Origin of the sequence: Streptomyces sp. H51, assembly GCF_035656535.1 — a bacterium.
Taxonomy (GTDB): Bacteria; Actinomycetota; Actinomycetes; order Streptomycetales; family Streptomycetaceae; genus Streptomyces.
Genome location: NZ_JAYMHD010000075.1, coordinates 241,296 through 262,207 on the forward strand (window position 1 = coordinate 241,296; position 20,912 = coordinate 262,207).

Genomic DNA, 20,912 nt, shown 5'->3' on the forward strand with positions numbered 1-20,912 from the left:
GCCCGGAGCGCCCTCCCTCGGCAAAGGTATGAACTGGATCCTTTGCCGGAAGGGGCGGGTGGATGGCGGGCAGACCGTTGATCGGCGTCAGCACGTATCTGGAGACCGGGGCGCGGTGGGGCGTGTGGGAGCTGGAGGCCGCGCTGCTGCCGGCCGGCTACCCGCGGCTGGTGCAGCGGGCGGGCGGGCTGGCCGCGATGCTGCCGCCCGACACGCCGGAGCACGCGGCGGCGGCCGTCGCCCGTCTCGACGGCCTGGTGATCGCGGGCGGCCCGGACGTCGAACCGGTCCGCTACGGCGCCGAGCCCGACCCCCGGACGGGGCCGCCGTCCCGGGCCCGGGACGCCTGGGAACTCGCCCTGATCGAGGCCGCGTTGGCCGCGCGTCTGCCGCTGCTCGGCATCTGCCGCGGCATGCAGCTGCTGAACGTCGCCCTGGGCGGCACCCTCGTCCAGCATCTCGACGGCCACGCGGAGGTCGTCGGCGTCTTCGGCACCCACCCGGTCAAGCCGGTGCCCGGCACGCTGTACGCCGCCGCCGTGCCGGAGGAGACGTCCGTGCCGTCGTACCACCACCAGTGCGTGGACCGTCTCGGCGCGGGCCTGGTCCCGTCGGCGTACGCGGCGGACGGCACGGTGGAGGCGCTGGAACTGCCGACCGCGGACGGCTGGGTGCTGGGCCTGCAGTGGCACCCCGAGATGGGCGAGGACCCGCGCGTCATGCGGGCCTTGGTCGAAGCCGCTTCCTGAGCCGGCCGGGAACCGCCCCGCCCTGGGCCGCCGGGAGGAGCGCAGGGCGGGCGGGCCGGGCGGGGCGCAGCGAGCTGTCGACGAAGAGGGCCGCGCCCCCAGGGCGGTCCGCACCCATGGCCGCCGGCCCCGCCCCCACCGTCGCCCCCGCGAACCCACCGTCGCCCCCGGAGCCGCCGTTCAGCCCCGGGTCAGGGACAGCAGTTCTCTCGCCGGGCCCGTCGGGCGGTGGCCCGTCGGCCATACCGCGCGCAGGTCTCGGGCCAGGGCGACGCTCTGGACCGGGACGCGCACCAGTCGCCGCATCGCCAGTTCCTCGCCCACGGCGAGTTCGCTGAGGACCGCCGGTCCGGCGCCGCTCACCACGGCCGCCTTCACCGCCGTCGTGGACGACAGCTCGATCAGCGGCCGGGCCGGTCCGCCCAGCGCGGCGTCCAGCACCTGGCGCGTCCCCGAGCCCTTCTCCCGCAGGATCAGGGCGGTGGCCGCGAGCTCCGGGGCCTCCAGCGGCCGTCGGCGTCGGGCCCACGGGTGGCCGGGCGCCGTCACCACGATGAGCCGGTCGCGGGCGATGACCACGGAGTCCAGGCCGGGCGGCACGCTCACCCCCTCCACGAACCCCAGGTCCGCCTCGCCGGACAGCAGCCGCTCGGCGACCGTCGCCGAGTTGCCCGCGAGCAGGGACACCGCCGTGTCCGGCCACTGGGCCCGCAGCGCGAGCAGCCAGCCCGGCAGCAGGTACTCGGCGATCGTCATGCTGGCCGCCACCGTCAGGCGCGAGTCGCGCCGGTCGCGCAGTGCCTGCGCCCCCGCGTCGAAGGCCTCGGCCGCCTCGACGATCCGCCGTGCCCAGTCCGTCACCAGCGCCCCGGCGTCCGTGAGCCGGGAGCCGCGCGGCGAGCGGTCGACGAGGGCCACGCCCAGCTGGCGCTCCATCGACCGGATCCGGCTGCTGGCCGCCGGCTGGGTGATGCCCACCTCGCGGGCCGCCCCGCCGAGACTGCCGAGCCGGGCCACCGCCAGCAGCAGTTGCAGCGCCCCCAGGTCCGGCACCCGGTGCGCGAGTGACCCGCCCGGCACGGAACGGGTCCCGGACGGCTCCGCCATATCGCTCATAACCCCAGCTTATGCCCTGATAGAGAGGTGGTCCCTGGTGGCGGGCGTCCGGCCACGGAACGATGAGGGCATGGTCACCGCAGTCCCGCTCCCCCCGCGCGTCCGTGCCGTCCGCCACCTCGGCCCCAACTGGTACGCCGCCGTCATGGGCACCGCCGTGGTCGCCACGGCGGGAGCCGGGCTGCCCGGCCGCGTCCCCGGCCTGCGCACCGCCTGCACGGCCGTCTGGGCGCTGTCCCTGGTGCTCCTGGTGGCGCTGCTCGCCGCCCGCGCCCTGCACTGGGCCCACCACCGCGACCAGGCCCGCGCCCACCTCCTCGACCCGGCGACGGTGCCCTTCTACGGATGCCTGGCCATGGCCCTGCTGGCGGTCGGCGGCGGCACGGTCGCCGTCGGCCGGGACTGGATCGGCGAGCGGTGCGCGGTCGCCCTGGACGCGGCGCTGTTCACCGCCGGGACGGCCGTGGGGCTCACGGCCGCCGTCGCCGTCCCCTGTCTGATGGCCGTACGCCACGAGACCGGGTCGGGACAGGCCTCGCCCGTGTGGCTGCTGCCCCTCGTCGCGCCCATGGTGTCCGCCGCGCTCGGGCCGCGCCTCGTGCCGTACCTGCCCGCCGGCCAGCCCCGCGAGACCCTGCTCCTGGCCTGCTTCGCGATGTTCGGGCTGAGCCTGCTGGCCACCCTGGCCGTGCTGCCCGCACTCTTCGCCCGGCTGATCACCGGCGGGCCGCTGCCCCTCGCCCTCACGCCCACGCTGTTCCTGGTGCTCGGACCGCTCGGCCAGTCGACCACCGCGGTCGGCGCGTTCGCGGACGTGGCGCCCGGCGTCGTGGCGGACCCGTACCGCGCGGGATTCACCGTCCTCGCCGTCCTGTACGGGGTGCCCGTCATGGGCTTCGCCCTGCTGTGGTGCGCGTTCGCCGCCGCCCACGTGGTGCGGGCGCGGCGGCACGGGATGGGGTTCACCATGACGTGGTGGTCGTTCACCTTCCCCGTCGGCACCTGCGTCACCGGGGCCGAGGCGCTGGGCCGGCACACCGGGCTGGCCGTGTACCAGGGGCTCGCGGTGGCCCTGTACGGCGTCCTCCTCGCCGCCTGGGCCACCGCCGCCGTGTGCACGGCGCGCGGCGTGGTCAGCGGTGAGCTGCTCGCAGGGCCCCGCCCAGCACCGCCGGCGCCTCGGCCAGCGACGGCCCGTACCACGTCAGGTGCCGTCCGCTGACCAGGGCGCAGGGCAGCCCGGGGAAGGACTCGGGTCCGTCGTCGGCGGTGAAGCGGTACGGCTCGTCCGGCAGGACGACGACGTCCGGGGCGGCCGCCCGCAGTTCCCCGACGGGAACGCGGGGGTAGCGGTCGGGGTGGGTCGCGTACAGGTGGTCCACGCCGAGGCGGGAGAGGACGTCGCCGGCGAAGGTGTCGCGGCCCAGCACCATCCAGGGCCGTCGCCAGACGGGGACGACCGCGGTCGTGCGGCGCTCCGGCGGCGGCAGCGCCGCCCACGTCCGCTCGGCCTCGTCCAGCCAGCGCGGCCGGGCCCGGACACCGCACGCCGCCAGCACCCGGGCCAGCTCTCCGAAGGCCTGCGGGACGTCGCGCACCTCGGTGACCAGGACCTCGACGCCCGCCGTGCGCAGCTCGGCCAGGTCGGGTGCGCGGTTCTCCTCCTCGTTGGCGATCACCAGGTCGGGGGCGAGGGCGACGATCCGCTCGACGTCGGGATTCTTGGTGCCGCCGACGCGGGCGACGGCCAGGTCCGGCGGGTGCGTGCACCAGTCCGTGGCGCCGGCCAGCGCCCCCGGCGCCGAGGCCGCCACGGCCTCCGTGAGCGACGGGACGAGGGAGACGACCCGGGGCACCGACGGGATCACCGACGCGACCGGCCCCGGACCGCCTCGATGTGCTCGGCCACCGCGACGACGATCAGGCGGGTGTCCGCAACCGTGGCCCGCCACCGGTGGCGCACCCCACCGGTCAGGTAGAGCGTGTCGCCCCGGCCGAGCCGGTAGGCGCGGCCCTCCGCCTCGATCTCCACGGCGCCGTCGGCGACGTACATCAACTGGTCGTTGCGGTACTGGAACTCGCGGCCCGCGTCATGGTCCCCGGTGAACTCCTGCGCGTGCATCTGGTGGTGACCGCGCACCAGGGAGCGCATGCGCGGTTCGGGCCCGGTCTCGACGCCCTCGGCGCGCACGACGTCGACGCTGCAGGCGGGGTCCGCGGCGGCGAGGAGCTCGACGGCGGTGGTGCGCAGGGCGTCGGCGACCTTCTCCAGGGAGGTCGGACTCGGCCGCGCCCGGTCGTTCTCGATCTGGCTCAGGAACGGCACGGACAGACCGCTGCGCTGGGCCACGACGGCGAGGGTGAGCTCGAGCGCCCGGCGCCGGCGCCGCACGGCCGCGCCCACTCGCAGGGGCTGGTCCTTGTGGTCGTCCTTGTGGTCGCCCATCTCAGCTCCCTCCTTCGCCTGGTCGGTCCGTGACGGCCATGGTCCTGATGAGTTCTCTGCACCTTACGCATGTTCGGCAAACTGTTTCACCTGCTCGTCACACACCGGTGAGGACGGCGTGCGTGCAACGCGCCACCGCTCCCCGGCGGATGAGTTCCGCGCGCGCGGCCGGCGGACCGCCCCGCCGCGGGACTGCCCGGGGCCGAAGAGGCTGACCAGCGGGGCCGGACGGCCCGCGGGCCGCGGCACGTGCGGCCGTCCGCGCTCCCCGCGGATCTCCGGACCGTGGCGACCGCGCGGCGCTCCGTGGTTGGCCGGATCTCGTCCGTACTCGCGGACGGCGGCCGGGGCGCCTGGATACGACTCCTCTCATCACGGCTCCTCCTTACAGGGTCCTCTCTTGCGACGGCGCCCGCAGACGATGGGCGCCTGGTGACGGTCGGGTGACTGTCGGTGCCGTACGGCATGATGCGAGGCGTGACCGGACGACTGATGCTCCTCGACACCGCCTCCCTCTACTTCCGTGCCTTCTTCGGCGTCCCGGAGTCGGTGAAGGCCCCGGACGGCACGCCGGTGAACGCCGTGCGCGGTCTGCTCGAATTCATCGACCGCCTGGTGCAGGACCACCACCCCGAGCACCTGGTGGCCTGCATGGACGCCGACTGGCGCCCGCGGTGGCGGGTCGACCTCATCCCCTCCTACAAGGCACACCGCGTCGCCGAGGAACACGAGGCGGGACCCGACGAGGAGGAGGTGCCGGACACGCTCTCGCCGCAGGTGCCGGTCATCGAGGCGGTCCTGGACGCGCTGGGCGTCGCACGCGTGGGGGTCGCCGGGTACGAGGCGGACGACGTGATCGGCACGTTCACCGCCCGGGCCGCGGGCCCGGTCGACATCGTCACCGGCGACCGCGACCTCTACCAGCTGGTCGACGACGCGCGCGGGGTGCGGGTGCTGTATCCGCTCAAGGGCGTCGGCTCGCTGCAGCTGACCGACGAGGCGCTGCTGCGCGAGAAGTACGGGGTGAGCGGCAGCGGGTACGCGGACCTGGCGCTGCTGCGCGGCGACCCGAGCGACGGCCTGCCGGGCGTGCCCGGCATCGGCGAGAAGACGGCCGCGAAGCTGCTCGCCCAGTTCGGCGACCTGGCCGGGATCATGGCCGCGGTGGACGATCCGAAGGCGAAGCTCACGCCGTCGCAGCGCGGGCGGCTCGACGAGGCCCGGCCGTACCTCGCGGTGGCGCCGAAGGTCGTCCGGGTCGCCGCCGACGTACCGCTGCCCGACGTCGACACGACGCTGCCGCGCGCACCGCGGGACCCGGCCGTGCTGGAGGCGCTGGACGCGCGCTGGGGACTGGGCGGATCGCTGCGGCGGCTGCTGACGACGCTCGGGGCGTGACGTGGGCGGCGGCGGCCGTTCACCGGGTTCTCACGGAAAGGGTGTTCACTGGAGGAAGGTGCTAACTTAGGCAAACCTAAGCTCGGAACAGGGAGGCTCCATGGCAGATCGACCGGACCGCGGGCCGCGGAAGCCCCGCACCGCTCAGGTCGTCCGCACCCAGCGGCTGACTCCGCACATGCAGCGGGTGGTGCTCGGCGGCGAGGGTCTGGACGGTTTCTCGGCCGACACCTGCACCGACCACTACGTGAAGCTGCTGTTCGCGCCACAGGGCGTGAGTTATCCGGAGCCCTTCGACGTGGAGCGGATCCGGGCGGAGCTGCCGCGGGAGCAGTGGCCGGTCACCCGCACCTACACCGTGCGGGCCTGGGACCCGGTCCACCACGAGCTGACGCTGGACTTCGTGATCCACGGCGACGAGGGCCTGGCCGGCCCGTGGGCGGCGCACGTGCGCCCGGGCGAGTCGGTGCGCTTCCTCGGCCCCGGCGGCGCCTACGCCCCCGACCCGGACGCGGACTGGCATCTGTTCGCCGGGGACGAGAGCGCGCTGCCCGCCATCGCCCGCTCCCTGGAGGCGCTGCCCGCCGGCGCGACGGCGCACGCCTTCATCGAGGTCTCCGGCCCCGAGGAGGAGCAGAAGATCGACTCCGGGGTGGAGGTCGTCTGGCTGCACCGCGGGCACCGGCCGGTCGGCGAGGCGCTGGTGGAGGCCGTGCGGGCGCTCCGGTTCCCCGAGGGCCGGGTGCACGCCTTCGTGCACGGCGAGGCGCACTTCGTGAAGGAGCTGCGGCGTCTGCTGCGGATCGAGCGGGAGATCCCGCGGGAGGACCTGTCGATCTCCGGCTACTGGCGCCTCGGCCACAATGAGGACGGCTGGCAGGCCTCCAAGCGGGACTGGAACGCGCGGGTCGAGGCGGAGCAGGAGGGCGCGCCCGCCGCGTGATCCGCACCGGAGCGGCCCGTGCCCTCGGCGCGGGCCGCTCCGGGCCGCGCGGCCCGCGCCGCCGATGCGGGCCCTCCCGGCCGCGCGCCGGCCCGTGCTGCCGCACGCGGCCCGCGCGCTGCCGGTGCCAGGCCCCGTTTTCGGGGCGCCCGAGGAGCAGTCCCGGCTCAGTCGCCCCGCACGCGGGCGTGCAGGTGCATGTCGTGCCAGCCGTCCGCGTGCAGGGCGGCACTGCGCTTGGTGCCCTCCGCGGCGAAGCCGGCCTTCGCGGCCACCCGGCAGGACGCCTCGTTGCGGACCGCGTGCAACAGTTCCAGGCGGTGGAAGCCGACCTCGTCGAGCGCCCAGCGGGCGAGCGCGGTGGTGGCCCGCGCGGCGACGCCCCGTCCCCGGGCCGGGGCGGCCGTCCAGTACGCCACCTCGGCGGTTCCGTCCGCCGGCCGCAACTCGCGCAGCGCCACCCGCCCGAGCAGCCGGTCGGTGTCCGCGTCGGCGACGGCCCACTGGGCGTCCCGTTCCTCGCGCCAGCCCGTCAGCCATTCCTCGATCCAACCGCGCGTCTCCGCCTCGGAATCGGCGGCCCGGACATGCCACCGGTGCATCGCGGGATCCTGGAAGACCGCGTGGACGGCGGGCGCGTCGGCGGCCCGCCAGGGGCGCAGCAGCAGACCGTCACCGGTGGCGAGGACGGGTTGCGGGGCTCCGGAGAGGGTTCCGGCCGGGAGGACGGGACGGGTCAGGAAGGGCATGACCGGCATCGTGCCAACCGGGCCGGGCGGCTCCAACCGGTTTTTCCCGCCGTACGCTTGGCCGCGATGAGACGTCGTACACCGCCCCCGCCCTCCCCCCTCCCCCAGCGCGAGGGCGTCGACGCCGTGCGGGTGCGGCTGCCCGCCGGAGGCCCGTGGGCCACGGTGCGCGAGCACCTGACGGAACGGCTCGCGGCGGACGCCGGGGTCGTGGACGGGATGTTCGACGCGGGGCTGGTCGTCGGGGCGGACGGGCGGGCGGTGGCACCGGACGCGGCGTACGTGCCGGGGATGTTCGTGTGGTTCCACCGGGAGCTGCCCGCCGAGGTGCCGGTGCCGTTCCCGCTGGAGGTCGTGCACCGCGACGAGCACATCGTCGTGGTCGACAAGCCGCACTTCCTCGCCACCACCCCGCGCGGCAGTCACGTCACCGAGACGGCGCTCGCGCGGCTGCGCCGGGAGCTGGGGCTGCCCACGCTGGGCGCCGCGCACCGTCTGGACCGGCTCACCGCCGGGCTGGTGCTGTTCACGGTGCGGCCCGCCGAACGCGGCGCGTACCAGTCGCTGTTCCGCGACCGCCGGGTGGGCAAGGAGTACGAGGCGGTCGCCCCGTACGATCCCGGCCTGGCCCTGCCCCGGACCGTGCGCAGCCGGATCGTGAAGGAGCGGGGGGTGCTCGCCGCCCGCGAGGTGCCGGGCGAACCGAACGCCGTCAGCCGCGTCGAGCTGGCCGAGCACCGCCCGGCCGACGGGCTCGCCCGCTACCGCCTGGTGCCGGCCACCGGGCAGACCCACCAGCTGCGCGTCCACATGAACGCGCTCGGCGTGCCCATCCTCGGCGACCCGCTGTATCCCGAGGTGACCGGCCCGGTGGAGGCCGGTGACTTCCGGCGGCCACTGCAACTGCTGGCGCGGACGCTGGAGTTCACCGATCCGGTCACGGGGGCGGAACACCGGTTCCGCAGCACGCGGACGCTCACCGCCTGGTCCTGCCCGGGCGAGTGGGCCGGCCGGTGACCGCGCCGTCGACTGCGAGCGGCGGACGTCGGGTCCGGCGTACTCGGCGGGGACGACCCGCATCCGCCCGGCGACCGCTACCCCACCGACGAATACGCCACCACACCCCGCAGCAGCTGGTCCACAGCCTTGCGCGCGGCCTTGGCCACGGTCGAGCCCTCCCTCGCGGGCGCCGCCGCGGAGATCTGCCCCAGCACGTCGATCACCTGCTTGCACCACCGCACGAAGTCGCCCGCAGGCATCTCCGCCTCGCGCAGCACCTCGTCCAGACCCTTGTCCGAGGCCCACATGTAGGCGGCCCAGGCGAACCCGAGATCCGGCTCACGCTGCCCCACGCCCTCGGTCTGCGTGATCCGGAACTCCTCCTCCAGGGCGTCGAGCCGGCCCCAGATCCGGACCATCTCGCCGAGCGCGGCCTTCGCCTTGCCCGAGGGCATCTTGGGCGCCATGGCGTCGTCGCCCACCCGGGACTCGTACACCAGCGCCGAGACGCACGCGGCCAGTTCGGCGGGCGCGAGCCCCTCCCAGACGCCCTCCCGCAGGCACTCGCTCGCCAGCAGGTCCAGCTCGCCGTAGAGGCGGGCGAGCCGCTTGCCGTGCTCGGTGACCTCGTCGGCGCGCAGGTAGTCCAGCTCGGTCAGCAGCGCCACGATCCGGTCGAAGGTCCGCGCGATCGTGTTCGTGCGCCCCTGTATGCGGCGCTCCAGCTGCGAGGTGTCCCGCAGCAGCCGGTGGTACCGCTCGGCCCAGCGCGCATGGTCCTCACGGTCGTTGCAGCCGTGGCACGGATGCGCCCGGATCGCCGTGCGCAGCCGGGCGATCTCGCGGTCGTCGGCGGCCTGGGACCGCTTCTTGCGCGCCCGCTCCGGCGGGATGTGCCCGGCCTTGGTGCGCAGCGCGGAGGCGAGGTCGCGGCGGGACTGCGGTGAGCGCGGGTTGAAGGACTTGGGGATGCGCATCCGCTCCAGCGCCTCGACCGGCACCGGGAAGTCGATCGACGCCAGCCGCTTGACCTGCCGTTCGGCGGTCAGCACCAGCGGGCGCGGGCCGTCGTGGTGGTCGAAGCCGCGGTGGCCGTTGGACCGGCCGGCGGGCAGCCCCGGGTCCAGCACCAGCGCGAGCCCCGCGTACTTGCCCGTCGGCACGTGGATGACGTCGCCCGGCTTGAGCTTCTCCAGCGCGACGGCGGCCTCCGCGCGTCGCTGCGCCGCGCCCTGCCGGACGAGTTCGGTCTCGCGGTCCCTCAGCTCGCGCCGCAGCCGCGCGTACTCCTCGAAGTCGCCGAGGTGGCAGGTCATGGAGGCCTTGTAGCCCTCCAGGCCCTCCTCGTTGCGCTGCACCTGCCGGGAGATCCCGACGACCGACTTGTCGGCCTGGAACTGCGCGAACGACGTCTCCAGCAGTTCGCGCGAGCGGTGCCGGCCGAACTGCTCGACCAGGTTGACCGCCATGTTGTACGACGGCTTGAAGCTGGAGCGCAGCGGGTAGGTGCGCGTGCCGGCGAGGCCGGCCAGGTGCTCCGGGCTCATCCCGCGCTGCCACAGCACCACGGCATGGCCCTCGACATCGATGCCGCGGCGGCCCGCGCGGCCGGTCAGCTGGGTGTACTCGCCCGGGGTGATGTCGGCGTGCTGCTCGCCGTTCCACTTGACGAGCTTCTCCAGCACCACCGAGCGGGCGGGCATGTTGATGCCGAGCGCGAGGGTCTCCGTCGCGAACACGGCCTTCACCAGACCGCGGACGAACAGCTCCTCGACGACCTCCTTGAACGTCGGCAGCATGCCCGCGTGGTGGGCCGCGATACCGCGCTCCAGGCCCTCCAGCCACTCGTAGTAGCCGAGGACGTGCAGGTCCTCCGGCGGGATCGACGCGGTGCGCTCCTCGACCAGGGCGCGCACCTGCTCACGCGCCTCCTCGTCGTTCAGCCTGAGGCCCGCGTACAGGCACTGCTGCACGGCGGCCTCGCAGGCGGCGCGGCTGAAGATGAAGGTGATCGCGGGCAGCAGGCCCTCGGCGTCGAGCCGCTCGATGACCTCCGGCCGGCCCGGCGTCCACACCCGCGAGCGCTGCCGGCGCTCCCGCTCCCGGTCGGCCTCCCGCATCGCCCGGCCGCGCCGGCGGTCCTGGTACGACGGCCGGGTCGCCTCCATGCGCGCCAGCCGCGTCAGGTCGGGGTTGACGGCCTTCTTGTGGCCCTCGCCCTCCTCGAACAGGTCGTACATCCGGCGTCCGGCGAGCACGTGCTGGAACAGCGGCACGGGCCGGTGCTCGGAGACGATCACCTCGGTGTCGCCGCGGACGGTGTCGAGCCAGTCGCCGAACTCCTCGGCGTTCGACACGGTCGCCGACAGCGACACCAGGGTCACCGACTCGGGGAGATGGATGATCACCTCTTCCCACACCGCGCCGCGGAAGCGGTCGGAGAGGTAGTGCACCTCGTCCATGACCACGTAGCCCAGGCCGAGGAGGGTCTGGGAGCCCGCGTACAGCATGTTCCTGAGCACCTCGGTGGTCATCACGACCACCGGGGCGTCGGAGTTGACGCTGTTGTCGCCGGTGAGCAGGCCGACCTTGTCCGCGCCGTAGCGGCGGCACAGGTCGGCGTACTTCTGGTTCGACAGTGCCTTGATGGGTGTCGTGTAGAAGCACTTCTTGCCCTGCCCCAGGGCGAGGTGGACGGCGAACTCGCCCACGATGGTCTTGCCGGAGCCGGTGGGCGCGGCCACCAGCACGCCCTTGCCCGCCTCGAGTGCCTGGCAGGCCTCGATCTGGAAGGGGTCGAGGCCGAAGTCGTACATCTCGCGGAAGGAGGCGAGCGCGGTGGCCTGTTCGGCAGCGCGCCTGCGGGCAGCCGCGTACCGCTCGGCCGGGGAGAGGTCCTCTGTCATCGTGCTTTCGAGCGTACCGGGCCACACTGACAACAGGACGATCAATATCCGGATCGCACGCCGGTAAACCTGTGATCCGCGCAGCTCACGGCGTCGCGACCCGCACGGCGCCGGGCACGCAGCGGGCGGTCAGCGGCAGCGGCCCGAGCGGTTCCCCGTCCGCGTACCCGGTGATCCCCTCCGCGGCCAGCTCGATCTTCGCCGCGCGGTGCACGGTGACCTTGGGGTGGTCGACGTGGGTGCCCCGGTACACCGTCGGGAACACCTTCAGCAGGGTCGCCCGGCCGCAGTCCCCGACCACCGTGACGTCGAACAGCCCGTCGGTGAGGTCGGCTCCGGGGCAGATCCTCATGCCGCCGCCGTACGACGATCCGTTGCCGACCGCCACCAGCGTCGCCTCGACCTCCCGGACGGCGCCGTCGTCCAGGGTGATCCGGTACGGGAAGGGGCGGAAGGCGGCCAGCTCGGCGAGCATGGCGAGGTCGTACTTGAGGCGTCCGGCCGGCCAGTTCATGCGGTTCCCGCGGTCGTTGACGCGGGAGTCGAAGCCGGAGGCGAGGACGGTGCCGAACCAGTGGCCGCCCACCTGCCCGAGGTCGATGTCGCGCAGTTCGGCCCCCTTGAGGGCGCCGGCGATCAGACGGCCCGCGGCGGCCGGGTCCCGGACCGGCAGGCCGAGGGCGCGGGCCAGGTCGTTACCGGTTCCGACGGCGACGAGGCCGAGCGGGGTGCGGGTGCCGGCGACGGCCTGGAGGGCCAGGTTCGCCATGCCGTCGCCGCCGACGGCGACGAGCGCGCCGGTGCCGTCCGCGACGGCGGCACGCGCGCGCGTGAGGGCGTCCGCGGCGCTCTCACCGACGACGGTACGCACCGAGAAGCCGGCCGCCCGCAACGCGGAAGCGGCCGGCTGCGCCGCGCGGGCGCCCCGGCCGCGGCCCGCGGTGGGGTTGACGAAGAGGGTGATCTCGCTGGTCACGGACTGACCCTACGAGGTGCCCGGGGTTTTCGTCAGGTCACGTCGTCATAACCGTTCACGCGCTCGGTGCTCGCCTGCTCGGGCAGGGTGCGGCCGGCCGAGACGGACTCGATCTCGCCGATGTCCTCGGGGGTGAGGTCCAGCTCCGACGCCTCGTCGTCGGCGGGGCCCTCGGCCTCGCGCCGGCGCCTGCGTCCGTCGTTCAGCAGCGAGAAGACGACCGCGCCGAAGTACAGCACCCAGATCGGCCCGGCCAGGGCCAGCATGGTCAGCGGGTCCGTGCTCGGGGTCGCGATCGCGGCGAACACGGTGATGCCCATGATCATGCCGCGCCACCAGCCGAGCATGCGCTTGCCCGTCAGCGCCCCGGTGAGATTGAGCATGATCAGCAGCAGTGGCAGCTCGAAGGAGAGGCCGAACACGAGCACCATGCGCGTGACGAGGTCGAGCAGGTCGTCGAGCGGCAGCAGGTTGTTGACGCCGTTGGGCGTGAAGCCGATCAGGACCTTCGCCGTGGTCGGCAGCACCTTGTAGGCGAAGTAGGCGCCGCCGAGGAAGAGCGGCACGCCCGTGCCGACGAACGCGTAGGCGTACTTGCGCTCGTGCCGGTGCAGGCCGGGGGCGACGAAGGCCCACAACTGGTACAGCCACACCGGGGAGGCCAGCACCACGCCGGCCATCAGGGACACTTTCAGCGCCAGCGTGAACGGCGTGAGCAGACCGTTGATGGTGATCTGCGCGCACTGCTGGGACTTCTCCGAGGAGCTGGCCAGCTGCTCGAAGGTCTTGCCGCAGCCGACCGAGTCCAGCACCGGCTTGGTGATGACGTTGACTATGTCGTTGTAGAAGAAGGCGGCCACGGCGGTGACGACGACGATGGCCAGCATGGCCTTCGCGAGCCGGTTGCGGAGCTCACGCAGGTGATCCGCGAGGGGCATCCGTCCCTCGGGGTCCTTCTCCTTCTTGCGGGCAGACTTGAGCAACCCACGTCCTCATCTCGTGCGGCGGGCCGGGGGTCTCCGGCCCTGCATCATCAGGCCTTGGTGGAGTCCGTCGGCTCGGTGACCGGCCGGGCGCTGGTCACATCGCCGGGGGCGGCCTGGATGGTGCGCTGCGCGGGGGACTGCTCGCCGGTGTTCGGCGGACCGGCCGGGGTGGCCGTGCTGCTGCCCTCTTCCTTCATCGCCTTCGCCTCGCTCTTGAGGATGCGGGCGGACTTGCCGAGCGAGCGCGCCATGTCGGGAAGCTTCTTCGCGCCGAACAGCAGGATGATGACGACGAGGATGAGAATGATCTCGGGGGCGCCGAGCCTTCCGAACATAAGTCTTTACCTTCTCACCGAGGCGGCTGGGGTGGGGTGCTGTCCGACCGATCGGACACGTGTCCGACCAGCCGTGCTGTCAGCGATCGTAACGCTCGGGGGTGAACGTGAGGCAATCCCCGTGCGTACTCCCGTCCGCGGTCCGGGCCTCGTTCTCCGGGCCGCGATCAGCAGCGTACCCGCCGCCCCGGCCGCGGCGACAGGCAGAAACCACCCAAAACGCCTCACCGCTCCGGACTTACGGACTTCTCACTTCAGGACTCACAGCGAGTCCACGGCCCGCGCCGCACTCAGCGACGCCCGCTCCAGATCCTCCGCGGCCCGGTTGATGCGGTGCGCGGAGTCCGCCACCTGCCGCCCCAGCCGCTGTGCCTCCACGAACACCCGCACGGCGAGCACACCCAGAACGGCGAGCCCCGCGAAACCCACGGCTACCGCGAACATCGGCCAGAACATGACGTCGATCCCCAGCGTCTACAGGGTCTACAGGGCGGAGTGGAGGCGCAGGGTCTTCACCCCGCCGCCGGTCAGCAGCTCGACGATCCGCTCCCCGGCCGGCTTGCGGACCGCGGCACCGCAGTCCGGGCAGGTGAAGGAGTAGAAGGTGGTGCGGCTGGTGGCGCCGATGGCCAGGCGGAGGGCTCCCGCGGTCAGTTCGAAGCTGCCCCGGCAGTCGGGGCAGCAGGCCCTGAACACCACCGGGGACACGCTGCGCATCCCGGCGAAGGCGGACGCCACCGACACGCTGCGCACCTCGGACGTCGACGACTCGCTCACAGCCCCTGCTCCTGCCTGTCGTACTGACCGTCGTGAACCGCGCGGCCCGCCATGTCCCCGGCGCCGCCCGGCCAGGGAACCGCCCGGCCGGCCGGAACCCGGTCCTCCACCCCGTCGTACGCCGCCAGCGCCTCGCGCGCCGCCTGCCGGGCGCTGTCGGCGAGGTCACCCGGCGACACGATCCGGCCGTCCCGTCCGAGCCGCAGCGCCAGACGCCGCAGCGACGCGGGATCAGGGGTCCGCAGGGTGATACGCAGCCCGCCGTCCGGAAGCTCATCCGCACTGTCGTGGGGGTAGTACTCGGCGACCCACCGGCCGCCCGGGCCCACCTCGACGACGACCTCCGGATCCTCGGCGGCCGGCTGCATCAGCCCCTCCGACAGGTCCCGCAGCTCCACCTCCGGCGGCGCGGACGGCTCGTCCAGGATCGTGATCTCGGCGACCCGGTCCAGCCGGAAGGTGCGGCGCGCCTCGGAGCGCCGGCACCAGGCCTCCACGTACGTGTGCCCCACGCTGACCAGGCGGATCGGGTCGATCTCGCGCTCGGTGACCTCGTCACGGGCCGGCGAGTAGTAGCGGATCCACAGCCGCCGGCGCTCGGAGATCGCCCGGTCGACGTCCGCGAAGACGCCGCCCTCCGACTCGAACGTCACCGACAGCCGGGAGCTGGCGCCCGCCGCCTCACCGGCCGCGGCCTCCACCTTCGCCGTCGCCCGCAGCAGCGCCTGCCGGTCGCTCTCCCGCAGGCCGGGCAGCGTCGCCACGGCCCGCGCGGCGACCAGCAGCGCGGTCGCCTCGTCGGCGGCCAGCCGCAGCGGCTCGGCAGCCTCCGCCGCCAGGGCGGCCGGGTTGTGCCACCAGATGCGCTCGCCGTCGGTGTCGATGTCGAGCAGATCGCCGCCGCGGAAGCTGGTGCCGCACATGGGCAGCACGTCCAGGTCCGAGACCAGCTCGTCCTCGGTGATGCCGAAGGCGCGCGCGACGTCCTCGATCCGGGCCCCGGGACGCTCCTTGAGATACGTCACCAGGGACAGCATCCGCCTGGTCTGGTCGATGGCGTTGACGGGCCTGACCGGTTTGCCTGCCACTGTCCTCGTCCGCTCCCCCTCAGCCCTTGGCCACGGCACGCAGCCGGTCCACCACGTCCGCCCGCAGCTCGGCGGGCTCCACCACCACCACGTCCGGACCGAACTCCACCAGCCAGGCATCCAGCCCGTGCCCGTACGGAATCTCCAACTCGTCCCACCCGTCACCGAGTTCCCGGACAGACGTGGCTTTCGCCCGAAGGGGGTACCCCGCGCCCGAGCGCAGCCGGATCCGCGCGCTGCGGTCCGCGGTCTCCCCCGCCCAGCTCGCGACGGTCTCCCGGACCGTGACGACATCGGGCACCGGCGCGGTGAACCGGCCGCCGCGGCTGCGCACCTTCCCGGTGATCCGGGACAGCCGGAAGACCCGCTCGGCGCCCCGGTCGCGGTCCCAGCCCGCCAGGTACCAGTGACCGCGCCAGCACTCCAGCGCCCACGGCTCCACCTGCCGCGGCTCGGGGCGGGCGGCGGTGGCCTTGCGGTAGTCGAAGACGACCGGGCGACGGTCACGGCAGGCCAGCATCAGCGGCTCGAACGCGGCCTCGTGCACCGGGATGCGCGGCTCCAGGGCCCCGTGCGCCTCGTACGGGTCCACCTCCTCGGGCAGTCCCGCCGCGCGCAGCTTCTGCAGCGCGCCGCTGGCCGCGCCGGCGAGCCGGGCCTGCTGCCACACCTTCGCGGCGAGCCCCAGGGCCGCGGCCTCCTCGGCGTCGAGGGTGATGGGGGGCAGGCGGTTGCTGTCACGGCGCGCGACGTAACCGGTCTCGCCGTCGAGGTTCTCCACCGTCTCGATGACCAGTCCGAGTTCGCGCAGGTCGTCCTTGTCCCGCTCGAACATCCGGCTGAAGGCGTCCTCCGAACCGGCTTCCAGATAGGCCTCGATGGACTCACGCAGCTCGCGCTTGCTGAGCGGCCGCCGCGTCCCGAGCAGACACAACGCCAGGTTCATCAGCCGCTCGGCCTTGGCAATGGCCATCGACGCCCTTCGCCTCCCTATGGTGCTTGACGACGACCGTACCGCCCCGAAGTGGCGTGGCAAAAGCCGAGGGTCCCTGCCCGCGCGGGCAGGGACCCTCGGCCTGTCGTGTCCGGTCCGGCGCCGGTCAGACGGCGATCAGGTCCACCACGAAGATCAGCGTCTCACCGGGCTTGATCGCCGGGGTCGGGCTCTGGTTGCCGTAGGCGAGGTGGGCCGGGATGGTCAGCTGGCGTCGGCCGCCGACCTTCATGCCCTGCACGCCCAGGTCCCAGCCCTTGATGACGCGGCCGCCGCCCAGCGGGAAGCGGAACGGGGTACCGCGGTTCCAGCTGGCGTCGAACTCCTCACCGGTGCTGAACGCCACGCCCACGTAGTGGACGGTGACGGTCTGGCCCGCCTGCGCGACCGCGCCGTCGCCCTCCCAGATGTCCTTGATCTCGAGGTCCGCCGGGGGCTCGCCGCCCGGGAAGTCGATCTCGGGCTTCTCGATGCTCACGTCTTAGCTCCTGCATGGTCTGCGGAAAGGCAACACGCACAGTCTTACATCCCCGGAGGGTCACATCTTCGCCAGGATGTCGACGGAGAAGACCAGCGTGGAGCCCTTCTTGATGGCTCCGCCGCTCGGCGGCTTGTCCCCGTACCCCAGGGAAGGAGGCACCACGACGAGGACCCGACTGCCCACCTTCTTGCCCGTCACACCCTGCGCGAGGCCCTTGACGACCTGCTGCATCTGCTGGATGGAGAACTGGCTGAGCCGCCCCTGCGCGTACGTCGACTCGAACTCCTTGCCGGTCTCCCAGACCATCCCCCGGAACTGGCACAGGATGGCCTCGCTCTCCTTCACCGCCTCGCCGTCGCCCTCCAGGACGTAGGCGGACACCAGCTTCCCCGGCGCGGCGGTCTTGGGGATGTCGATGGCGGGGGCCTTGCCGTCGGTGTTGGTGCCGACCTTGGGCAGGGCCGCGTCGTTCTGCGCGACCGGCTTGCCCTTGGCGGAGCTCTTGGCGTTGAAGGCGGCCAGCAGGTCGACGACGAAGACCAGGGTGTCGGTGCCCTTGATGCCCGCCTGCGCGTTGCCCTGCGTGCCGTAGCCCCAGGTCGGGGGCACGGCCATGAGGACCCGGCTGCCGACCTTCTTGCCGGCCAGGCCGTAGCGCCAGCCGTCGATGATGCTGCCCTGGGCCAGCTGCAACAGCAACGGGGTGCCCCGGTCGTAGGAGTTGTCGAAGACCTTCGCCGTGCTCCAGATCTGACCGAGGTAGTCCGCCTGGATGAAGTCGTTCTCCGCCACCGTCTGTCCGCCGCCGGCGATGACCGTGCGGACCGCGAGGTTCTTCGACGGGTCGCCGCTGCCCTTGGCGACGGTCGGCTTGGTGCCGAACTTCGTGCCCGCCGTGATCGCCGGCAGCGGGCCTTCGACGATCTTCGGCGGCGGCGCGGCGGAAGCGGCCGAGGCGGAGGGCGACGCGTCGGCCTTGCTCGAGTCTGACGAGTCGTCGCCGCACCCGGCGAGCGTGACCAGTCCTGCGGGTACGGCGATCAGTAGGGAGCGTCGGCGCACGATGAAGGCCTCGTATCGGTCGATCTTGTTGATGGCGTGCGCGCAACTCTACGGCGTGACAAGGGCGCCGCACGGAAAACGTACGGCGCCCGTGTGGCGTCGCGGCCCGCGTCCGCGACGCATTGCTCACATTCCGGCGATCAGTTTCTCCACCCGGTCGTCCACGGAACGGAACGGATCCTTGCACAGCACCGTGCGCTGCGCCTGGTCGTTGAGCTTGAGGTGAACCCAGTCGACGGTGAAGTCCCGGCGCTGTTCCTGGGCCCTGCGGATGAAGTCGCCGCGCAGCCGGGCCCGAGTGGTCTGCGGCGGAACGGACTTGCCCTCGAAGATCTTCAGGTCATTGCAGACACGGGCTGCCTGACCCTTCTTCTCGAGCAGGTAGTACAGGCCACGACGGCGGTGGATGTCGTGGTAGGCGAGGTCTATCTGCGCGACCCGCGGATGCGACATGGTCATGTTGTGCTTGGCCCGGTACCGCTCGATGAGCTTGTACTTGATCACCCAGTCGATCTCGGTGCCGATGCGGTCCAGGTCCTCGGACTCGATGGCGTCCAGCGTGCGGCCCCACAGCTCCAGCACCCGCTCCACGGTGCCGGTACGGATGCCGCGCCGCTCGCAGAAGTCCACGGCCTTCTCGTAGTACTCGCGCTGCACCTCCAGCGCGGAGGCCTCACGGCCGCTGGCCAGGCGCACCTTGCGCCGGCCCGTGATGTCGTGGCTGACCTCGCGGATCGCCCGGATGGGGTTCTCCAGGGTCAGGTCACGCATCACCGTGCCCGCCTCGATCATGCGCAGCACCAGGTCGGTGGCCCCGACCTTCAGCAGCATGGTCGTCTCGGACATGTTCGAGTCGCCCACGATGACGTGCAGGCGGCGGTAGCGCTCGGCGTCCGCGTGCGGCTCGTCCCGCGTGTTGATGATCGGCCTCGAACGCGTCGTGGCCGAGGAGACGCCCTCCCAGATGTGCTCGGCCCGCTGGCTGACGCAGTACACCGCACCGCGCGGCGTCTGCAGCACCTTGCCGGCACCGCACAGGAGCTGGCGGGTGACCAGGAACGGGATGAGGATGTCCGCGAGCCGGGAGAACTCCCCGTGCCGGGCGACGAGATAGTTCTCGTGGCAGCCGTAGGAGTTGCCCGCCGAGTCGGTGTTGTTCTTGAAGAGGTAGACGTCGCCCGCGATTCCCTCCTCGTGCAGGCGTCGTTCGGCGTCCACCAGGAGTCCCTCGAGAATGCGTTCGCCGGCCTTGTCGTGGGTGACCAGTTCGATCACATTGTCACATTCGGGTGTCGCGTATTCCGGATGTGAGCCCACGTCGAGATAAAGCCGGGCGCCGTTTCGCAGAAAGACATTGCTGCTGCGGCCCCATGACACGACACGGCGGAAGAGGTACCGCGCCACCTCGTCAGGCGACAGGCGGCGCTGTCCCCTGAACGTGCACGTGACGCCGTACTCGTTCTCCAGCCCGAAAATGCGGCGGTCCATGACTGAACATTACGCCCGATCCCCTGAGCTGAAACGGGGTTCGACAGCACGGTTTGGATCATTTTCAGCTGAAGCCGCAACAACAGCCCGCCCCACCGGCCCCGTCAGCAGCCGCCTCGTGACCAGCAGAACGAACAGCGACACTCCCCCGGCGGCACCCGGAACGGCGAAACCCCACAGGGCCCCGCCCGCCTCCACGACCGGCCCCGCGACCCCCGTACCGACCGACGCCCCCACGGTGATCGTCGTCACCAGCCAGGAGAACGCCTCGGTGAGCGTCCCGCCCGGCGCGTGCCGGTCGACCAGGACGAACGCGCAGGCGATCGCGGGCGCCAGGAACACCCCCGCCAGGACGGTGAGCAGCACCATGGCGACCGCGCCCGGCATCAGCGTCAACGGCAGATAGCACACCGCCAGCAGGGCCACGATCCCCTGCAGCCGGCGCGCCGGCTCCCCCGTCCACCGCCACGCGCCGTACGCCGTGCCGCCCAGCAGCGCGCCGAGCCCCAGGGCCGCCATCAGCCAGCCGTACACGGCGTCACCGCCGTGACCGTCCGCGTACGGCACACAGGCCACCGTGATGGAACCCAGCGCGACACCGACGAACAGGAACGCGCCCAGCAGCGCCAGCAGACCGGGTGAACGCAGGGCACCCAGCCAGTGGGCCTCCCGCGGCGCCGAGCGCCACGCACGCGAGGGCGGCGAGCAGACCACGGACAGGGCACCGAGGACACCCACCGCGTTCAGCACCAGCAGGGCGGCCCGCTCCGACCAGAGCGACACGCACAGGGTCACCAGCAGCGGGCCGACGGTGAACATGACCTCCTGGGCGACGGCGTCCATCGCGTACGCCGTGTGCACCTGCTCCTCACGCCGCAGCACCGACGGCCACAGGGCCCGCAGACCGCCCTCCAGCGGCGGAGTGAACAGGCCCGCCGCCGCGACGGCCGCGCAGGCGAACGGCAGCGGATCGGTGCCCGAGAAGGCGAACGCGCCCATCGCCAGGGCCGACACGACGGCCGCGGGCAACTGCACCCGCGGCTGCCCGTACAGGTCCACCAGCCGGCCCAGCACCGGCTGTCCGACGGCGTTGGCGACGCCGTACACCGCCGCCAGGACGCCCGCGAGGCTGTACGTACCGCCCTCGGCGCGCACGAACAGCACCAGGGCGATCGCGGCGGTCGCGTTGGGCAGACGGCCCACCAGCGTGCCCGTCAGCAGGCGGGCCGCATGCTTCGCCCTGAGGATCTCCAGGTATCCCGCGGCCATGCCCAGCCTCCAAGTGTTACGTATAACGTCGAGTGCCCATACGTACCATGTCCGCTGTTCACCCGTCCAGACGGCAGCCGGCCGGAGCGAGCCGGCCGGCCCGCCGCGGACGAGCCGGACAACCGGACAGACCGGATCGAAGAGGAGCGG

21 protein-coding genes are annotated in these 20,912 nt (G+C 72.8%); 5 read left to right on the forward strand and 16 right to left on the reverse strand.

What is annotated here, in order from left to right:
* Positions 1 to 62 precede the first annotated feature (62 nt).
* Positions 63 to 749, forward strand: a complete 687-nt coding sequence (locus VKA29_RS27745; RefSeq protein ID WP_324788723.1) for a gamma-glutamyl-gamma-aminobutyrate hydrolase family protein — start codon at positions 63 to 65, stop codon at positions 747 to 749.
* Positions 750 to 929: 180 nt separating this feature from the next.
* On the opposite strand, the gene VKA29_RS27750 is transcribed toward VKA29_RS27745, so the two are convergent.
* A complete protein-coding gene (locus VKA29_RS27750) occupies positions 930 to 1,865 on the reverse strand; it encodes a LysR family transcriptional regulator (RefSeq protein ID WP_324788724.1) in 936 nt (311 codons plus the stop codon).
* 70 nt (positions 1,866 to 1,935) lie between these two features.
* On the opposite strand from VKA29_RS27750, the gene VKA29_RS27755 reads away from it, so the two are divergent.
* Positions 1,936 to 3,087 (forward strand): TDT family transporter, encoded by a 1,152-nt coding sequence (locus VKA29_RS27755; protein ID WP_324788725.1) that lies wholly within the window; start codon positions 1,936 to 1,938, stop codon positions 3,085 to 3,087.
* Here the strand turns inward: VKA29_RS27755 and VKA29_RS27760 are convergent.
* A complete protein-coding gene (locus VKA29_RS27760) occupies positions 2,999 to 3,730 on the reverse strand; it encodes a helical backbone metal receptor (protein WP_324788828.1) in 732 nt (243 codons plus the stop codon). The two genes, VKA29_RS27755 and VKA29_RS27760, sit on opposite strands and share 89 nt — an antisense overlap.
* Positions 3,730 to 4,311, reverse strand: coding sequence for a helix-turn-helix domain-containing protein (locus tag VKA29_RS27765; protein ID WP_324788726.1), 582 nt, complete (start codon positions 4,309 to 4,311; stop codon positions 3,730 to 3,732). The genes VKA29_RS27760 and VKA29_RS27765 overlap by 1 nt, the downstream gene beginning before the upstream one ends.
* 453 nt (positions 4,312 to 4,764) lie before the next feature.
* Here VKA29_RS27765 and VKA29_RS27770 point away from each other — a divergent pair, with 453 nt between their 5' ends.
* Complete coding sequence (locus VKA29_RS27770; RefSeq protein WP_324788727.1) at positions 4,765 to 5,709, forward strand: 5'-3' exonuclease; 945 nt, start codon at positions 4,765 to 4,767, stop codon at positions 5,707 to 5,709.
* Between the two features lie 100 nt (positions 5,710 to 5,809).
* Entirely contained in the window at positions 5,810 to 6,652 is an 843-nt protein-coding gene (locus VKA29_RS27775) for a siderophore-interacting protein (RefSeq protein WP_324788728.1), read from the forward strand.
* A 167-nt stretch (positions 6,653 to 6,819) separates the two neighbouring features.
* On the opposite strand, the gene VKA29_RS27780 is transcribed toward VKA29_RS27775, so the two are convergent.
* Positions 6,820 to 7,401, reverse strand: coding sequence for a GNAT family N-acetyltransferase (locus VKA29_RS27780; protein ID WP_324788729.1), 582 nt, complete (start codon positions 7,399 to 7,401; stop codon positions 6,820 to 6,822).
* A gap of 66 nt (positions 7,402 to 7,467) precedes the next feature.
* On the opposite strand from VKA29_RS27780, the gene VKA29_RS27785 reads away from it, so the two are divergent.
* The gene (locus VKA29_RS27785) at positions 7,468 to 8,418 is read left to right on the forward strand and encodes an RluA family pseudouridine synthase (protein WP_324788730.1); all 951 of its coding nucleotides are present in this window, start codon (positions 7,468 to 7,470) and stop codon (positions 8,416 to 8,418) included.
* A gap of 77 nt (positions 8,419 to 8,495) precedes the next feature.
* Here VKA29_RS27785 and VKA29_RS27790 read toward each other — a convergent pair whose 3' ends face one another.
* The 12 genes from VKA29_RS27790 to VKA29_RS27845 form a co-directional block, all read right to left on the reverse strand.
* Complete coding sequence (locus VKA29_RS27790) at positions 8,496 to 11,306, reverse strand: DEAD/DEAH box helicase (RefSeq protein WP_324788731.1); 2,811 nt, start codon at positions 11,304 to 11,306, stop codon at positions 8,496 to 8,498.
* A gap of 85 nt (positions 11,307 to 11,391) precedes the next feature.
* The gene (locus VKA29_RS27795; protein WP_324788732.1) at positions 11,392 to 12,282 is read right to left on the reverse strand and encodes a diacylglycerol kinase; all 891 of its coding nucleotides are present in this window, start codon (positions 12,280 to 12,282) and stop codon (positions 11,392 to 11,394) included.
* A 32-nt stretch (positions 12,283 to 12,314) separates the two neighbouring features.
* On the reverse strand, positions 12,315 to 13,265 hold the full coding sequence (gene tatC / locus VKA29_RS27800) for a twin-arginine translocase subunit TatC (RefSeq protein WP_324788733.1): 951 nt from the start codon (positions 13,263 to 13,265) through the stop codon (positions 12,315 to 12,317).
* 50 nt (positions 13,266 to 13,315) lie between these two features.
* Positions 13,316 to 13,603 (reverse strand): Sec-independent protein translocase subunit TatA, encoded by a 288-nt coding sequence (gene tatA / locus VKA29_RS27805; RefSeq protein WP_324788734.1) that lies wholly within the window; start codon positions 13,601 to 13,603, stop codon positions 13,316 to 13,318.
* Between the two features lie 261 nt (positions 13,604 to 13,864).
* Positions 13,865 to 14,059 carry a hypothetical protein gene (locus VKA29_RS27810; protein WP_324788735.1) on the reverse strand — a complete coding sequence of 65 codons (195 nt, stop codon included), beginning with the start codon at positions 14,057 to 14,059 and terminating at the stop codon, positions 13,865 to 13,867.
* A gap of 27 nt (positions 14,060 to 14,086) precedes the next feature.
* Positions 14,087 to 14,380, reverse strand: a complete 294-nt coding sequence (locus VKA29_RS27815; protein WP_324788736.1) for a hypothetical protein — start codon at positions 14,378 to 14,380, stop codon at positions 14,087 to 14,089.
* Positions 14,377 to 15,468 (reverse strand): WYL domain-containing protein, encoded by a 1,092-nt coding sequence (locus VKA29_RS27820; RefSeq protein ID WP_324788737.1) that lies wholly within the window; start codon positions 15,466 to 15,468, stop codon positions 14,377 to 14,379. Before VKA29_RS27820 ends, VKA29_RS27815 begins: the two co-directional genes overlap by 4 nt.
* 19 nt (positions 15,469 to 15,487) lie before the next feature.
* Positions 15,488 to 16,441, reverse strand: a complete 954-nt coding sequence (locus VKA29_RS27825) for a helix-turn-helix transcriptional regulator (RefSeq protein ID WP_324788738.1) — start codon at positions 16,439 to 16,441, stop codon at positions 15,488 to 15,490.
* Between the two features lie 127 nt (positions 16,442 to 16,568).
* On the reverse strand, positions 16,569 to 16,940 hold the full coding sequence (locus tag VKA29_RS27830; RefSeq protein ID WP_324788739.1) for an FKBP-type peptidyl-prolyl cis-trans isomerase: 372 nt from the start codon (positions 16,938 to 16,940) through the stop codon (positions 16,569 to 16,571).
* Between the two features lie 60 nt (positions 16,941 to 17,000).
* Entirely contained in the window at positions 17,001 to 18,005 is a 1,005-nt protein-coding gene (locus VKA29_RS27835) for an FKBP-type peptidyl-prolyl cis-trans isomerase (RefSeq protein ID WP_324788740.1), read from the reverse strand.
* 126 nt (positions 18,006 to 18,131) lie between these two features.
* Positions 18,132 to 19,493 carry a Pup--protein ligase gene (gene pafA, locus VKA29_RS27840; protein WP_324788741.1) on the reverse strand — a complete coding sequence of 454 codons (1,362 nt, stop codon included), beginning with the start codon at positions 19,491 to 19,493 and terminating at the stop codon, positions 18,132 to 18,134.
* A 9-nt stretch (positions 19,494 to 19,502) separates the two neighbouring features.
* Positions 19,503 to 20,762, reverse strand: coding sequence for an MFS transporter (locus VKA29_RS27845; protein ID WP_324788742.1), 1,260 nt, complete (start codon positions 20,760 to 20,762; stop codon positions 19,503 to 19,505).
* Between the last annotated feature and the right edge of the window lie 150 nt (positions 20,763 to 20,912).

Coding starts and splice junctions, on each gene's coding strand:
- VKA29_RS27825 (WP_324788738.1), bottom strand. CDS start 16,441: ATGGCCATTGCCAAGGCCGAGCGGCTGATGAACCTGGCGTTGTGTCTG.
- VKA29_RS27745 (WP_324788723.1), top strand. CDS start 63: ATGGCGGGCAGACCGTTGATCGGCGTCAGCACGTATCTGGAGACCGGG.
- VKA29_RS27755 (WP_324788725.1), top strand. CDS start 1,936: ATGGTCACCGCAGTCCCGCTCCCCCCGCGCGTCCGTGCCGTCCGCCAC.
- VKA29_RS27780 (WP_324788729.1), bottom strand. CDS start 7,401: ATGCCCTTCCTGACCCGTCCCGTCCTCCCGGCCGGAACCCTCTCCGGA.
- VKA29_RS27775 (WP_324788728.1), top strand. CDS start 5,810: ATGGCAGATCGACCGGACCGCGGGCCGCGGAAGCCCCGCACCGCTCAG.
- VKA29_RS27810 (WP_324788735.1), bottom strand. CDS start 14,059: ATGTTCTGGCCGATGTTCGCGGTAGCCGTGGGTTTCGCGGGGCTCGCC.
- pafA (WP_324788741.1), bottom strand. CDS start 19,493: ATGGACCGCCGCATTTTCGGGCTGGAGAACGAGTACGGCGTCACGTGC.
- VKA29_RS27785 (WP_324788730.1), top strand. CDS start 7,468: ATGAGACGTCGTACACCGCCCCCGCCCTCCCCCCTCCCCCAGCGCGAG.
- VKA29_RS27845 (WP_324788742.1), bottom strand. CDS start 20,762: ATGGCCGCGGGATACCTGGAGATCCTCAGGGCGAAGCATGCGGCCCGC.
- VKA29_RS27750 (WP_324788724.1), bottom strand. CDS start 1,865: ATGAGCGATATGGCGGAGCCGTCCGGGACCCGTTCCGTGCCGGGCGGG.
- VKA29_RS27790 (WP_324788731.1), bottom strand. CDS start 11,306: ATGACAGAGGACCTCTCCCCGGCCGAGCGGTACGCGGCTGCCCGCAGG.
- VKA29_RS27765 (WP_324788726.1), bottom strand. CDS start 4,311: ATGGGCGACCACAAGGACGACCACAAGGACCAGCCCCTGCGAGTGGGC.
- tatA (WP_324788734.1), bottom strand. CDS start 13,603: ATGTTCGGAAGGCTCGGCGCCCCCGAGATCATTCTCATCCTCGTCGTC.